Annotated in this window: 15 protein-coding genes; 11 read left to right on the plus strand and 4 right to left on the minus strand. The window is 71.2% G+C overall.

All coding sequences use genetic code 11. From position 1 onward, the window contains the following. Positions 1 to 181 precede the first annotated feature (181 nt). Positions 182 to 1,591, plus strand: a complete 1,410-nt coding sequence (gene glnA / locus ABZ471_RS28310) for a type I glutamate--ammonia ligase (protein ID WP_359070170.1) — start codon at positions 182 to 184, stop codon at positions 1,589 to 1,591. Positions 1,592 to 1,761: 170 nt separating this feature from the next. Then, on the plus strand, positions 1,762 to 1,932 hold the full coding sequence (locus ABZ471_RS28315) for a hypothetical protein (RefSeq protein ID WP_359070172.1): 171 nt from the start codon (positions 1,762 to 1,764) through the stop codon (positions 1,930 to 1,932). A gap of 61 nt (positions 1,933 to 1,993) precedes the next feature. On the opposite strand, the gene ABZ471_RS28320 is transcribed toward ABZ471_RS28315, so the two are convergent. Beyond that, the gene (locus ABZ471_RS28320) at positions 1,994 to 2,266 is read right to left on the minus strand and encodes a hypothetical protein (RefSeq protein ID WP_359070174.1); all 273 of its coding nucleotides are present in this window, start codon (positions 2,264 to 2,266) and stop codon (positions 1,994 to 1,996) included. Between the two features lie 331 nt (positions 2,267 to 2,597). Between ABZ471_RS28320 and ABZ471_RS28325 the strand changes: the two genes are divergently transcribed. From ABZ471_RS28325 to ABZ471_RS28335, 3 genes are all read left to right on the plus strand, one after another. Next, positions 2,598 to 2,855: a hypothetical protein gene (locus ABZ471_RS28325; RefSeq protein ID WP_359070175.1), complete on the plus strand. Its 258-nt coding sequence runs from the start codon at positions 2,598 to 2,600 to the stop codon at positions 2,853 to 2,855. A gap of 173 nt (positions 2,856 to 3,028) precedes the next feature. Beyond that, positions 3,029 to 3,949, plus strand: a complete 921-nt coding sequence (gene htpX / locus ABZ471_RS28330; protein ID WP_359070176.1) for a zinc metalloprotease HtpX — start codon at positions 3,029 to 3,031, stop codon at positions 3,947 to 3,949. 2 nt (positions 3,950 to 3,951) lie between these two features. Further along, positions 3,952 to 4,536, plus strand: coding sequence for a hypothetical protein (locus ABZ471_RS28335; protein WP_359070178.1), 585 nt, complete (start codon positions 3,952 to 3,954; stop codon positions 4,534 to 4,536). A gap of 18 nt (positions 4,537 to 4,554) precedes the next feature. On the opposite strand, the gene ABZ471_RS28340 is transcribed toward ABZ471_RS28335, so the two are convergent. After that, positions 4,555 to 4,830: a hypothetical protein gene (locus ABZ471_RS28340; RefSeq protein WP_359070180.1), complete on the minus strand. Its 276-nt coding sequence runs from the start codon at positions 4,828 to 4,830 to the stop codon at positions 4,555 to 4,557. A gap of 138 nt (positions 4,831 to 4,968) precedes the next feature. On the opposite strand from ABZ471_RS28340, the gene ABZ471_RS28345 reads away from it, so the two are divergent. Beyond that, positions 4,969 to 6,618 carry an alpha/beta fold hydrolase gene (locus ABZ471_RS28345; protein WP_359070181.1) on the plus strand — a complete coding sequence of 550 codons (1,650 nt, stop codon included), beginning with the start codon at positions 4,969 to 4,971 and terminating at the stop codon, positions 6,616 to 6,618. A gap of 9 nt (positions 6,619 to 6,627) precedes the next feature. On the opposite strand, the gene ABZ471_RS28350 is transcribed toward ABZ471_RS28345, so the two are convergent. Continuing rightward, on the minus strand, positions 6,628 to 7,995 hold the full coding sequence (locus tag ABZ471_RS28350) for a DUF2252 domain-containing protein (protein WP_359070183.1): 1,368 nt from the start codon (positions 7,993 to 7,995) through the stop codon (positions 6,628 to 6,630). 173 nt (positions 7,996 to 8,168) lie between these two features. Between ABZ471_RS28350 and ABZ471_RS28355 the strand changes: the two genes are divergently transcribed. Continuing rightward, entirely contained in the window at positions 8,169 to 9,353 is a 1,185-nt protein-coding gene (locus ABZ471_RS28355; protein WP_359070191.1) for a winged helix DNA-binding domain-containing protein, read from the plus strand. A 43-nt stretch (positions 9,354 to 9,396) separates the two neighbouring features. Here the strand turns inward: ABZ471_RS28355 and ABZ471_RS28360 are convergent, their stop codons facing one another. Further along, complete coding sequence (locus ABZ471_RS28360; protein WP_359070193.1) at positions 9,397 to 9,711, minus strand: hypothetical protein; 315 nt, start codon at positions 9,709 to 9,711, stop codon at positions 9,397 to 9,399. Between the two features lie 253 nt (positions 9,712 to 9,964). Between ABZ471_RS28360 and ABZ471_RS28365 the strand changes: the two genes are divergently transcribed. From ABZ471_RS28365 to glnII, 4 genes are all read left to right on the plus strand, one after another. Further along, positions 9,965 to 10,621 (plus strand): maleylpyruvate isomerase N-terminal domain-containing protein, encoded by a 657-nt coding sequence (locus ABZ471_RS28365; RefSeq protein WP_359070184.1) that lies wholly within the window; start codon positions 9,965 to 9,967, stop codon positions 10,619 to 10,621. A 50-nt stretch (positions 10,622 to 10,671) separates the two neighbouring features. After that, on the plus strand, positions 10,672 to 11,040 hold the full coding sequence (locus ABZ471_RS28370) for an arsenate reductase family protein (protein ID WP_359070185.1): 369 nt from the start codon (positions 10,672 to 10,674) through the stop codon (positions 11,038 to 11,040). A 120-nt stretch (positions 11,041 to 11,160) separates the two neighbouring features. Then, positions 11,161 to 11,895: a hypothetical protein gene (locus ABZ471_RS28375; protein ID WP_359070186.1), complete on the plus strand. Its 735-nt coding sequence runs from the start codon at positions 11,161 to 11,163 to the stop codon at positions 11,893 to 11,895. Between the two features lie 320 nt (positions 11,896 to 12,215). Next, entirely contained in the window at positions 12,216 to 13,247 is a 1,032-nt protein-coding gene (gene glnII, locus ABZ471_RS28380) for a glutamine synthetase (RefSeq protein ID WP_359070188.1), read from the plus strand. Positions 13,248 to 13,379 lie beyond the last annotated feature (132 nt).

Consider the following 13,379-nt stretch of genomic DNA (forward strand, 5'->3'; position numbering starts at 1 on the left):
ACACAGCGCCGAGGGGTGTGTCGGGGCTACGGTGGAACCGTGGCCGGTTAACTTCTGCGAAACAAATGGGTCACGCCCGAGAAATCACCCGTCCCTAGGGTCGAGGGCAGCGTGTGCCACCGCACTGGCCGCACGAACGATCTACCACCCCGGCGGGACGGTCGGGAGTAGGAGGAGCTGGATGTTCCAGAACGCCGACGAGGCCAAGAAGTTCATCGCGGACGAGGACGTCAAGTTCGTCGACGTCCGGTTCTGTGACCTGCCGGGCGTCATGCAGCACTTCACGGTGCCCGTTGAGGCGTTCGACCCGGACGAGGAGCTGGCCTTCGACGGATCGTCGATCCGCGGTTTCCAGGCCATCCACGAGTCCGACATGGCCCTGCGCGCCGACCTCTCCACGGCCCGTGTGGACCCGTTCCGCCGTGACAAGACGCTCAACATCAACTTCTTCATCCACGACCCGATCACGGGCGAGCAGTACTCCCGTGACCCGCGCAACGTGGCCAAGAAGGCGGAGGCCTACCTCGCGTCGACCGGTATCGCGGACACCGCGTACTTCGGTCCCGAGGCCGAGTTCTACGTCTTCGACTCCGTCCGCTTCGCGACCAGCGCGAACGAGTCCTTCTACCACATCGACTCCGAGGCGGGCGCCTGGAACACCGGCGCCCTCGAGGACAACCGTGGCTACAAGGTCCGCTACAAGGGCGGTTACTTCCCGGTCCCGCCGGTCGACCACTTCGCCGACCTGCGCGCCGAGATCTCCCTGGAGCTGGAGAAGAACGGCCTGAAGGTCGAGCGCCAGCACCACGAGGTGGGCACCGCCGGCCAGGCCGAGATCAACTACAAGTTCAACACGCTGCTCGCCGCCGCGGACGACCTGCAGCTGTTCAAGTACATCGTGAAGAACGTCGCCTGGCGCAACGGCAAGACGGCGACCTTCATGCCGAAGCCGATCTTCGGTGACAACGGCTCGGGCATGCACGTGCACCAGTCGCTGTGGAGCAACGGCGACCCGCTGTTCTACGACGAGGCCGGCTACGCGGGCCTGTCGGACATGGCCCGCTACTACATCGGCGGCATCCTCAAGCACGCCCCGTCGCTGCTGGCCTTCACCAACCCCACGGTGAACTCCTACCACCGTCTGGTGCCGGGCTTCGAGGCGCCGATCAACCTGGTGTACTCGCAGCGCAACCGCTCCGCCGCGATGCGTATCCCGATCACGGGCTCCAACCCGAAGGCCAAGCGCGTCGAGTTCCGCGCCCCGGACTCCTCCGGCAACCCGTACCTGGCCTTCTCCGCCCTGCTCCTCGCGGGCCTGGACGGCATCAAGAACAAGATCGAGCCGGCCGAGCCGATCGACAAGGACCTGTACGAGCTGGCTCCCGAGGAGCACGCGAACGTCGCCCAGGTCCCGACCTCCCTCCCGGCCGTCCTCGACTCGCTCGAGGCCGACCACGAGTTCCTGCTCCAGGGCGACGTGTTCACCCCGGACCTGATCGAGACGTGGATCGACTTCAAGCGCACGAACGAGATCGCCCCGCTGCAGCTGCGTCCGCACCCGCACGAGTTCGAGCTGTACTTCGACGTGTGAGCCGCGGATCCCGCACGAAGGCCGCCACCCCGCTCCGGGGTGGCGGCCTTCGCCGTTGAGGACGCCGTGCGAGCAGCGGGCGAAGCTACGCCACGGGCGGCTCGGGGATGCGCCAGGTGATGCGGAACCGCTGGTCCGGCGGAAGCCCGAACCGGTTCACCGCGGAGGTGATGCGTGAACAGGGCCGGCGCGCGGGGCTGCTGCACAGAGCCGCTTCGGCCGCGTTCAAGGCTCCCGCCCACTTCGGTATGCCGGGCTGGCCCGGCGCCGCGGCGATGGAGCGTCTCGCCGTGCTGGACCGGTCGGGCGCGCCCGAGGCGCTGGGTGTGGACCGACACTGAGGGCCACCCCCCGGAACCGTTCCGGGTGGTGGCCCTCGGCCGTGCTTCCGTCCCGCTGCCGTCAGCTCACCACGACCACTACAACGGGAGTGTTGAACCCGTTGTTGAAGCCGAAGCCGTTGTTGAAGCCGAAGCCGTTGTTGAAGCCGAAGCCGTTGTTGAAGCCGAAGCCGTTGTTGAAGCAGTTGTTCCGCCAGCCGCAGCCGTGGTTGGTGGTGACCTGGTCCGGGGTGGCTGCCGATGCAGTGCCTGCTGCGCCGACCGCGGCCCCGCCCGCCATCAGAACGGCGACGGCGGACAGCGCGGCAAGACGCCTCGCGCGATGTGCCTTCATCGATCTACCCTCCTTCCATCCCCTCGTGCGGTCTTGGATGCACGAGACGGATGGCCGCGATTCCGGAACCAGTGGTCCGGAGCGGTCGTAGGTGTTGCCGCCTGAGTGGGGGAAGCAGGGCTGCAGGTTCCCCGGTGGGCAGGGATGGCGCGGCATCGAGCACACCCTGCGTGCGGCTCTCACGTCGATGCTAGCCGCCCGGCGACCACCCAGCATCCTGACGAGATCGGCCGGAATCCGCGGCCGTCCTGCAACCTATTGCGCTTCCCATGATTCCTACTCTCGGGGGATCATCCTCCTGGTTCTGTCCGACGAGAGAGGTTGAACGGGGATGAGCGAACAGGACGACTGGGAGCACGAGTTCGATCACCGGTGGGCGAGTTCCGCCGAGCACAAGGAGCCCTCCGCCCGGGCCCGGATGCTCGCCGCCCGCTGGAAGGAGAACCCGCCGGACCCGGCGCCGTTCCGTGCCGACCCGGAGCACGGTGCACCGCGGCGGTCGTCGTGGGTGTCGACGGTCGTGGTGCTCGGCTGTGTGGCCGTGGTGATAGTCCTGCTGGGGTACGCGCAGATGCGCTCGCCCTACTAGGACCAGCCACCGGTCACCGAGGGGCAGTACAGGCTTACCCTGCGTCACCAAACCGAGACCCCCGGTTTCGCAGGGAGCCTTTGCTGCCCCTAGGTCTGCTCGCGACCTCTTTATGGGAATCCGCAGGTGCACACTGGACAGCGGGACGAGTGCCTGACTGCGGGGTGATGCAGATGCAGAGCCGCTTCCGGAGCGATCGGCGGTTGACCGTGCGTATGACGGTCACGCTGTTCCTGCTCGGGCTGCTGTACGTGGCCTTCGTCGCCGCGTTGATCGTGCTGCTCAGGTCCTGGCTGCTGGTCGTCGTCCTGGTCGGGGCGATGTTCGTGGCCCAGTTCTGGTTCTCCGACCGGATCGCGATGTTCGCCATGCACGGGCGGGTCGTGGAGCGCGAGGAGTATCCCGAGCTGCACGCGGTGGTGGACCGACTGTGCGCGATCGCGGACATGCCGAAGCCGGTGGTCGCCGTGTCCCCGATGGACATGCCGAACGCGTTCGCGACCGGGCGCAGTCCCGACCACGCCGTGGTCTGTGTGACCACGGGGCTGCTGCGGCGACTGGAGCCCGCCGAACTGGAGGGCGTGCTCGCGCACGAGCTGTCGCATGTGGCGCACAAGGACGTCGCGGTGATCACGATCGCGTCGTTCCTCGGCGTCATCGCGGGCCTCATCGTGCGGTTCGCCTTCTACTCGCAGCTCCTCGGCGGGGGCCGCAGGGACCAGAACACCGCCGCGGTGTTCGCCGCCGTGATGGCGGTCTCGGCGGCCGTGTACGCGATCAGCTTCCTGCTGATCCGGGCCCTGTCCCGGTACCGGGAGCTGGCGGCCGACCGGGCGGCCGCGCAGCTGACCGGCCGCCCCTCGGCGCTGGCGTCCGCGCTCACCAAGGTCTCCGGGGACATCGCCCGGATCCCGACCAAGGACCTGCGCACGGCCCAGGCCTTCAACGCCTTCTACTTCACCCCGGCGACCGGCAAGGAGCCCGGCATCGAGCGCTTCTTCTCCACCCACCCGCCCCTTCAGCAGCGCCTCGACCAGCTGGGCCGGATCTCCGCGGAGCTGGGCGAGGCGGCGACTCCCGGGAAGGCGGGCTGAGCATGGGGCTGCTGGACATCCTGCTCGGTCGGACGAAGCCCGTCGCACCCGATCTGGACCAGCTGTTCGCGCTGCCCTCGGCGGCGGTGACGCTCCAGGCGGCGGCCGGGTTCACCCCGACCGGGGTCGGTGCGGTGTGCTTCGCCACGGTCGAGGGCGCTGCCTTCGTGCAGACCCACCGGGAGGTCCAGGCGCTGCTCGACGCGGACGCGGACCGCGCCGGGCCCCCGGTGGAACTCACCCAGGACGGCTACGGCTACTCCTGGCTGGTCTCCCGGCGGACCCCCGACCAGCTGCCCCAGCTGGTCAACGACCTGCACGCGGTGAACAGCTCGATGGAGGTCAACGGATTCGGGCCGCAGCTGCTGTGCTCCCTCGCCGCGTTCGAGGACGCGCGGGGACGGCGCCTGGCCCTGGTCTACCTCTACAAACGCGGCACCTTCTACCCGTTCGCACCGCTGCCCGGCACCGCTGAACGCCGTGACAGCGCGCTGGAGTTGCAGGTGAAGGCGCAGCTCGCGGACGATCTCAGGACCGAGCAGGACCTGAGCCGCTGGTTCCCGGTGTGGGGTGCCCCCGGCCTGTGACCGGGGGCACCTCTGTACTCACCTGCTCTTCTCGCGCTCCTGCCGCCGGATCTCGAAGCGGCGCTCGCGACGGTAGCGGCGCTCCCACCGGGCCTGGCGGTCCCGGCGCTCGCGGTACGCCCGATAGGAGTCGGGCAGCGCGCCCGAGCCGGAGGCCGGTGGCGGCCCGGCGGGCGAACCCCGACCGCGGGTCGCGTACAGATAGAGCAGCACGCCGGCGGCGAGCCACCAGATGTGGTTTCCGAATCCGAGAATCACCAGGACGACGGTCCCGGTGAGGACGATGCCACGCATGACGGACCTCCGTTGGGTGATGAGTGGGGTGGATGGGGGACGTGTCGACTCGGCGACGCTCATTCAGGGTAGGGAGGCCGTCACGCTCGGTGCATCCCGTTTTCCGGGCCCGCCACCGGCTGTGAGTGAATGGCCCGCATGAGCGAACTCTCCCGCGAGTACGACGTGTTCACGTTCCCCTGCGACGGTGAGCGGCTCAGCGCGGTGAGCGCCGGACCGCCCGGACGGGCGACGGTCGTACTTCTGCACGGCGCGGGCGACAGCACCAAGGAACGGCTGCTGCCGCTGCTCGCCGAAGCCGTGGCCCACGGCTGCCGCGCGCTGGCCCTCGACTTCTCCGGGCACGGCGAGAGCACCGGCACCCTCGCCCGGTTGAGCCTGCGGCGGCGGTTCGAGCAGGCGGTGGCGGTGCTCGACGCCCACGCTCCCGAGGGCGACCCGCTGGTCCTGGTGGGGTTCAGCATGAGCGGGCAGACGGTGGCGGATCTCGTACGGCACTACGGCCGGCGGGTGGCTGCCGTAGGCCTGTGCGCACCCGCGGTGTACGCGCCGGAGGCCTGGGACGTGCCGTTCGGGGATGGCAGCGGCCGGTTCAGCGGGATCATCCGTACGCCCGGCGGCTGGCGGAACTCCCCCGCTCTCGCGGCCCTGCGGGCGTACGAGGGCCGTGCGGTGCTGGCGGTGCCGGGCACGGACGCGGTCATCCCGCCGGAGGTGACGGAGGCCGTACAGGACGCGCTGTCGGCACGCGCGCAGTACACCCGCTTCGAACTCCCGGACGCCGACCACCGGGTGGGGCGGTGGCTGCGCGATCACACCGAGGACCGGCGGGAGTTCGTTGCCGCCCTGCTGAGCGGGCTCGACGAGGGGGGCTGGGCGGCGACCCGGAGCTGGGTGACCAAGCAGCTTCCGCAAGGCCGTACAGTCACCGGCTCCCGTCCGCTCTCAGGGGGTTGGTCCGCGCAGATGCGCGGGCTCACCCTGGACGACGGGGAGGAGCTGGTGCTGCGCACCTTCGTGCGGCCGTTCTTCCGGCGGCACGCGTCGGGCCTGCTGTCCCGGGAGGCGGCCGTCCTCGGCCTGCTCGCCGGGGAGGAGGGCGTCCCGGCCCCGGGGCTGGTCGCCGTGGACGCCGCCGCCGAACACTGCGACCATCCTTCGCTGCTGATGACCCGGCTGCCGGGTCTGGTGCGGGTGGACGAGGAGGACGGACAGGCGCTGGAGGGGCGGCTGGACCTGCTCGCCGCCCAGCTGGTGCGGATCCACGCGGTCGTGCCGCGGGAGCGGCCGCGCCCGTACCAGGCGTGGACCTCCCCCGAGCGGGTCCGGACCCCCGGGGGCGGGATGTGGGAGAGGGCGGTGGACGTGCTCCGCCGCGACCCGCCGACGTACCGCGGCCGCTTCCTGCACCGGGACTACCACCCCGGGAACGTGCTGTTCACGGGGGCCGGGGACGACCTTCGGGTGAGCGGCGTCGTCGACTGGGTGGAGACCTCGTGGGGCCCGGCCGACCTCGATGTGGCGCACTGTTCGACGGCGCTGGCCCTGCTGCACGGCCCGGCGCAGGGGCTGGCCTTCCGGGACCGGTACGAGGAGCAGGGCGGCACCGGGCTCGCGAACGGTCCCGACCACCTGTACTGGCGGCTGCTCGACGCCCTGGCCTACGCCGCCGACGCGGAGAAACTGGCCGGGCCGTGGCGTGAGCTGGGGCGCACCGATCTGACGCCGGAGGTGCTGGGCGAGCGGCTGGAGGCGTACGTGCGCGGGCTGCTGGAACGGTACGGCTGAGCAGCCGCGTCAGACACCCGGCCGCGCCGTCACCACACCCGCCTCGATGGCCGCGCCGAGGGTGGCGTGGTCGGCGGCGACCTGGTCGGCGTAGGCCAGGGCGAAGTCGGCGACGGCCCGGTCGAAGGTGTCGGCGGAGCCCAGGTAGGCGGCGATGGCGATGCGGTCGCCGGAGCGGGCATGGGCCCGGGCCAGCGTGGTGCCGCACAGACGGGCGTAGGCGAGCAGCCCGGCCGGGTCCATGCCGGCGACCTCGGCGAAGCCCTTCGAGTCGCGCAGGTGGCGCCAGTAGAAGGCGCGGCCCTGCGGTCCGTTCATCCAGCCGAGGAAGATGTCGGTGGCGGACTGCAGCAGCCGCTGCCCCGCGACCACCCGGTGTCCGGGCTGGACGTACGGCGCGCCCGGCAGGTGCTCCTCGAGCACCGAGGTCCGCGCCTCCTTGACCTGCAGGAAAAGCGGGTCGTCGGCGTCGCGCCCGGCGAGCAGCACGATGAAGCAGCGCATGCCGACACTGCCGACGCCGACGACCTTGCGGGCGGCGTCGACGAAGCGGTAGCGGTCGAGGAGGTGGCGGCGCTCCTCGGACAGGGTGGAGCGGTAGTCGCTGAAGATCTTGCGCAGGGAGGCCGTGTCCGGGACGCCGGCGGGTTCGAGGAGCGGCGGGTCGTGCACGATCCGGCGCCGCCCGTCGACCACCTCGGTCAGCTTGCCGAGAGCCTGGAGGCTGGTGCGGCGGCGGGCCCGGGTGAGGCTGCATTCCGGGCGGTGCCTGCGCCGGGCGGAGCGGACCAGGGGCAGCAGACTGTCGGCGTCGATCTGCTCGTACCAGACGGCCAGCTCGCCGAGGCCGGCCATCCGGCGTACCGCGGTGCGGTAGCCGGTGCCGGCCGCGGCCGCCGCGGTCCACGCCCTGGCGGTGCCGTGGCCGTTCTCCAGGGCGGCCACGGCCACACTGGCCGCGAGCCGTTTGACGTCCCACTCGAAGGGCCCCGGGAAGGTCTCGTCGAAGTCGTTGAGGTCGAAGAGCAGGGCGCGTTCCGGGGAGGCGTAGAGCCCGAAGTTGAGCAGGTGGGCGTCGCCGCACAGCTGCACGGTGAGCCCGGTGTGCGGCTGGACGGCGAGGTCGGCGGCCATCACCGCGGCGGCGCCGCGCAGGAAGGCCAGCGGCGAGGCGGCCATCCGCCCGTAGCGGATCGGCAGCAACTCCGGCAGCCGGTCCCGGCCCTGCCGCTCCAGGGCGGCGACGGGGTCGGCCCGGTCGGCCGAAGGCAGCCAGCAGGCGTGTGTGGAACGGGGGACGCGCTTGCGGGCCTCCTTGCCGCGCCGGGCGCGGTCCTCGGGGGCTCCGCGCGCGGCGCGGTCCTCGGGGGTGCTCATACGGTGGGCCTCTCTCTGCGGGTCCTCGCTGTTCCCGTCACCTCCTGATCGCAGTGAAGGGCCCCGGGGCGGGCGTGCGCATGCCGAGTCCGGCGAACGGGTGAACAAGCCGACTGTCAGTGGTGTCGGCGACCATGCAGAAAGGCAGGGTGGACGACGACGGGGAGGTCGGCATGGGTGACGGACGGCGGCGGCACATCGACGCGGCGGAGCGGCGGGCCCGGCTGGCCCTGCGGCACCGCCTCGCGGGCACGGCACGGGCGGCGACCCCCGAGGAGGTCGCGGCCTCGCTGGTGGCCCTGCACGGCACGGACCCCGCGACGGTGTACCTGGCGGTGGCGGCCCGGCTCGCCGACCCGGCGAAGGCGGTGGCGGAGACGGAGCATGCGCTGTACGAGGACCGCACGCTGGTCCGGATGCACGGCATGCGGCACACGGTGTTCGTGTTCCCGACCGCGTTGACGGCCGTCGTCCACGCCTCGACGGGCCTGACCGTGGCCGCTCGTGAACGCGCCTCCCTGCTCAAGGACATGGCCAGGGCGGGCGCCCCGGACGCGGCCTGGCTGGCGGAGGTCGAGGTGTCCGCGCTGGCCGCGCTGGCCCGGCGCGGGCAGGCGACGGCGGCGGAGCTGACGGCGGACGAGCCGCGCCTGCGCGAGCAGTTCGTGTACGCGGCCGGGAAGAGCTACGAGGGCGTCCACACGGTCTCCTCCCGCCTGCTGCGGGTGCTCGGCGTCGAGGGCAAGGTGGTCCGCGGCCGCCCGCTCGGATCCTGGACGTCCAGTCAGTTCCGATGGGCCCCGGCTCCGGAGCACCCCGAGCTGGACGCGGCGCGGGCCCAGGCGGATCTGCTGGAGCGCTGGCTGCGGGCCTGCGGCCCGGCGTCGGAGGCGGACCTGAAGTGGTGGACCGGCTGGCGGGTCACCGAGGTGCGCCGCGCGCTGTCCGCGATCGGCGCACAGGAGGTCTCCCTGGACGAGGGCACGGGGTACGTCACCGACGGCGACACGGATCCGGTCGAGGCACCCGGCGAGCCCTGGGCGGCGCTGCTCCCCGGCCTGGACCCGACGGCCATGGCCTGGCAGCAGCGCGACTGGTATCTCGCCCCCGGCCTGCGCCCGCACCTCTTCGACCGCAGCGGCAACGTGGGGCCGACGGCGTGGTGGAACGGCCGGGTGGTGGGCGGCTGGGCCCAGCGGGCGGACGGGGAGGTCGTCTGGCGGATCCCCGAGCCGGGCGTACGCCGCGAGGCCGAGGCGGCGGTGGCCGCGGAGGCGGAGCGGCTGCGGGGGTGGGTGGGGGCGACGAAGGTGACTCCGCGTTTCCGGACGCCGTGGGAGCGGGAGTTGTCGGCGTGAGGGCCGGGTGCCCTGCAGCGGCGCAGGGCACCCGGCACCGGTCTCACCGGCTGTAGCGCATGAACGCCCGCACCATGTGGCAGGTCGTGTCCGACGGCGGGTGCACACCGATCTTCTCCGCCGTGCTGCGGATCGTCTCGTTGCGGGCCTGGCCCGGCAGGAAGATCCCCAGGTCGAGCAGGGCTATGGCGAGGCGCATGGCCTTCAGACGCCGGTTGTGCGTGACGTACCACTCGCGCGGCCGTCCGGCCGGCAGCGGACGCTTCTCCATCGGCACATAGGGCGAGTCGAGCCGGACGGAACGCTTGGTGGTGGACTGGGTGGGCAGCGGCTTGGACTTCAGGGCGGCAGCGGGCACAGGCATCCTCCTGTCGCGGTCGGGCATCCACCGGAACAGCCCGGCGATTCCCTCGAACACTGCTTACAGTCTACTGCCGACCACTGACATCCAGGGAGTACGGAGAGGCGAGCAAAGGGCCAGGTGGGCGCAGGAATTGGCACCGCGTCACGGCAGGTCCTCACGATGCGCGTGGGGCGGGAGAAATTCGAACAGAGCCACGTCGGCGTGAAGCCGCTTGTCCGCCCTTCCGGTCCGTCGTTACCGTGCCCCGGTGGATCTCTTCTCACGTTCATGGAGTGCGTTGCGCACGGCCGTCGCCGACCTCCCGGACGAGGACTTCGAGCGGCCGTCCGGCTGTACCGGCTGGCTCGTGCGGGACCTGGTGTGCCACCTGGTCATCGACGCCCAGGACGTCCTGATCACCCTGGTCACGCCCGCCGACACCGCACCTACCGCGGACGCGGCCACCTACTGGGACCTGCTCGGCGAACCCCCGACCGGCGAGGACCCGCTCGACGCCCTGATCCCCCGGCTGGCGGCCGCCTACGGCGAGCCGCGGTGGCTCAAGTTCCACCTGGACGACGTCGGTTCCGCCGCGGGCCGCGCCGCCGGTCTCGCCGATCCCGCGGGCCGCGTCAGCACCCAGGACAAGGTGCTGACCATCGGGGACTACCTGTCCGCCTACGTCCTCGAATGGACCCTGCACCACCTCGACCTGGTCGCGCACCTGCCGTCGGCCGCCGGGCCGCCCGCCGAGACCCTCGCGGCGGCACGCGCGTCGCTGGAGAAGATCGCCGGGACCCCGTTCCCCGCCTCGTTCTCCGACCGGGACGCGCTGTTGGTCGGCACCGGGCGGCGCACGCCGACCGCCGCGGAGAAGACCGCGCTGGGCGACTTCGCCGCGCAGCTCCCGCTCGTCCTCGGCTGAGCAGGCGGCAGGCGGCAGGCGGCAGGCGGACGTCGCGTACCGTGGGCCGTATGGAGATCTGGATCAATCCGGCCTGCTCGAAGTGCCGCAGCGCACTCAGCATCCTCGACGCCGAGGGGGCCGACTACACCGTCCGCCGCTACCTGGAGGACGTGCCGAGCGAGGACGAGATCAGGGCCGTGCTCGACCGGCTCGGGCTCGAACCGTGGGACATCACCCGCACCCAGGAAGCCGCCGCGAAGGAGCTGGGACTCAAGGAGTGGGCGCGGGACGCGACCGCGCGGGACCGGTGGATCACGGCCCTCGCCGAGCACCCCAAGCTCATCCAGCGCCCGATCATCACAGCCGACGACGGAACCGCCCTGGTGGCCCGAACCGAAGAGACCGTCCAGGAGGCGCTCTCCCGGAACAAGAGCTGAGCGAGGCTCAACTCTCCTGTGATGCAGGTTACTTCGGCGAACTCAGGCAACCGCTGAGTAACCTCGTTCGGGATCTCGTACATAGCGGCGTACGCTCCCCTACCTCTTCAGGAGGCGCGCATGTCACGCAGGAGAACTCTCAGCACGAAGAAGAAGCTCGCGGTGCTCGTCAGTGCCGCGGCGGTGGCGGGTGGCGGGGCCTTCGCGCTGGCGTCCACCTCGAACGCCGCGCAGAGCCCGCAGAACGCCAAGACGCTGTCCGCCGGGGACTCGACCGTATGCCAGGGGCTGGCCACGGCCCACGGCAACAACGACAAGTTCATCGCGGACCAGAAGGCGAAACCGGACGCGCAGTCGGCGGCCCGGATCGCCAACCGCGAGGCGGTCATCAAGCAGATCGAGGTCCAGCAGAAGGCTGCCGGATGCACGGTTGGGGAGTCGGCTCAGGGCTCCCAGACCGGGCAGGGCAACGCGGGCCAGCAGGGCAACGCGCAGCAGGGCAACCAGCAGGCCGGCGGCAACCAGCAGGCCGGTGGGGCCCAGCAGGGCGCGCAGCCCGCGCAGACCGGTGCCGCGGGGAACAACGGCGGCGGCGCCGCGGCCTCCGGCCAGCAGGTGTGCAACGGCTCCACCGTCACGCTCTCCGGTGAGGGCGGCGCCCCGGCCGCGTCCAGCAACCAGTTCCCGGCGGGCACGACCCTGAAGGTCACCAACCTGGACAACAACAAGTCCACGACGGTGAAGGTCACCTCGGTCTCCGGCAGTTGCGTACTGCTCAACAACGCGGCCTTCGAACAGGTCCGGGAGCCGGGCAAGTTCCTCATCCGCCGCGCGGTCATCGAGAAGGTGGGGTGAGCCACGAGCCCGGGTGAGGTCCGCGGTGGGTGAGCCGCACGGGGGTGAGGCTCACCCACCGCACGGGCATCGGCGAGAGGGCGGTTCCGCTGTTCACGGCCACGAACAGCGGAACCCGCACCGCCGTACCCCACCGCCGCCCGCCTCACCACGTGAGGCGCGGCACAGAAACACCAGGTAACACGGGGTTCACACTCGAGCAATGACCGGGAAATCGCCTGTTGACAGGCTGCCGGGCAGTTAGACGCGGCGCCCCAGTGCCGCAGCGCCGCAGCACCCGCACCGAGTGCGCCCGACCCACCCCCGAAGGATGTGGCCCCGTGACCTTCAAGGCTGAGTACATCTGGATCGACGGCACCGAGCCGACGGCCAAGCTCCGTTCCAAGACGAAGATCATCACGGGTGCCCCCGCCGGTCTCGACGAGCTGCCGATCTGGGGCTTCGACGGGTCCTCCACCAACCAGGCCGAGGGGCACTCCTCGGACCGCGTGCTCAAGCCGGTCTTCACCTGTCCGGACCCGATCCGCGGCGGCGACGACATCCTCGTCCTGTGCGAGGTCCTGGACATCGACTTCACCCCGCACTCCTCCAACACGCGTGCCGCGCTGGCCGAGGTCGCCGGGAAGTTCGCCGCCCAGGAGCCGATCTTCGGCATCGAGCAGGAGTACACCTTCTTCGACGGCGCCCGTCCGCTGGGCTTCCCCGAGGGCGGCTTCCCGGCCCCGCAGGGCGGCTACTACTGCGGTGTCGGCGCCGACGAGATCTTCGGCCGCGAGATCGTCGAGGCCCACCTGGACAACTGCCTGAAGGCGGGTCTCGCCATCTCCGGCATCAACGCCGAGGTCATGCCCGGCCAGTGGGAGTTCCAGGTCGGCCCGGTCTCCCCGCTGGAGGTCTCCGACCACCTGTGGGTGGCCCGCTGGCTGCTGTACCGCACCGCCGAGGACTTCGGCATCTCCGCGACCCTGGACCCGAAGCCGGTCAAGGGCGACTGGAACGGTGCGGGCGCGCACACCAACTTCTCCACCAAGGCGATGCGCGAGGGTTACGACGCGATCATCACCGCCTGCGAGTCGCTCGGCGAGGGCTCCAAGCCACTCGACCACGTCAAGAACTACGGCGCCGGCATCGACGACCGTCTGACGGGTCTGCACGAGACCGCCCCGTGGAACGAGTACTCCTACGGTGTCTCCAACCGCGGTGCCTCGGTGCGCATCCCGTGGCAGGTCGAGAAGGACGGCAAGGGCTACATCGAGGACCGCCGCCCGAACGCCAACGTCGACCCGTACCTGGTGACGCGACTGATCGTCGACACCTGCTGCACCGCGCTGGAGAAGGCCGGCCAGGTCTGATCCGCTCCGCTTCCCCCAGGGGCGCCCGCCGACTCGGCGCTCCTCCTGGCCCTCACCGACGTGCTGTCCCGGCACTGGGCGACCGGCCAGTCCAGCCTGGAGGACCAGCACCTGGGCGCGCTGCTCGCCTGG

The organism is Streptomyces sp. NPDC005728 (assembly GCF_040630895.1).
Lineage (GTDB): Bacteria > Actinomycetota > Actinomycetes > Streptomycetales > Streptomycetaceae > Streptomyces.

Bases quoted from the DNA above. Each gene is read 5' to 3' on its own strand.
- glnA (WP_359070170.1), top strand. From the start codon at position 182: ATGTTCCAGAACGCCGACGAGGCCAAGAAGTTCATCGCGGACGAGGAC.
- ABZ471_RS28315 (WP_359070172.1), top strand. From the start codon at position 1,762: ATGCGTGAACAGGGCCGGCGCGCGGGGCTGCTGCACAGAGCCGCTTCG.
- ABZ471_RS28320 (WP_359070174.1), bottom strand. From the start codon at position 2,266: ATGAAGGCACATCGCGCGAGGCGTCTTGCCGCGCTGTCCGCCGTCGCC.
- ABZ471_RS28325 (WP_359070175.1), top strand. From the start codon at position 2,598: ATGAGCGAACAGGACGACTGGGAGCACGAGTTCGATCACCGGTGGGCG.
- htpX (WP_359070176.1), top strand. From the start codon at position 3,029: ATGCAGAGCCGCTTCCGGAGCGATCGGCGGTTGACCGTGCGTATGACG.
- ABZ471_RS28335 (WP_359070178.1), top strand. From the start codon at position 3,952: ATGGGGCTGCTGGACATCCTGCTCGGTCGGACGAAGCCCGTCGCACCC.
- ABZ471_RS28340 (WP_359070180.1), bottom strand. From the start codon at position 4,830: ATGCGTGGCATCGTCCTCACCGGGACCGTCGTCCTGGTGATTCTCGGA.
- ABZ471_RS28345 (WP_359070181.1), top strand. From the start codon at position 4,969: ATGAGCGAACTCTCCCGCGAGTACGACGTGTTCACGTTCCCCTGCGAC.
- ABZ471_RS28350 (WP_359070183.1), bottom strand. From the start codon at position 7,995: ATGAGCACCCCCGAGGACCGCGCCGCGCGCGGAGCCCCCGAGGACCGC.
- ABZ471_RS28355 (WP_359070191.1), top strand. From the start codon at position 8,169: ATGGGTGACGGACGGCGGCGGCACATCGACGCGGCGGAGCGGCGGGCC.
- ABZ471_RS28370 (WP_359070185.1), top strand. From the start codon at position 10,672: ATGGAGATCTGGATCAATCCGGCCTGCTCGAAGTGCCGCAGCGCACTC.
- ABZ471_RS28375 (WP_359070186.1), top strand. From the start codon at position 11,161: ATGTCACGCAGGAGAACTCTCAGCACGAAGAAGAAGCTCGCGGTGCTC.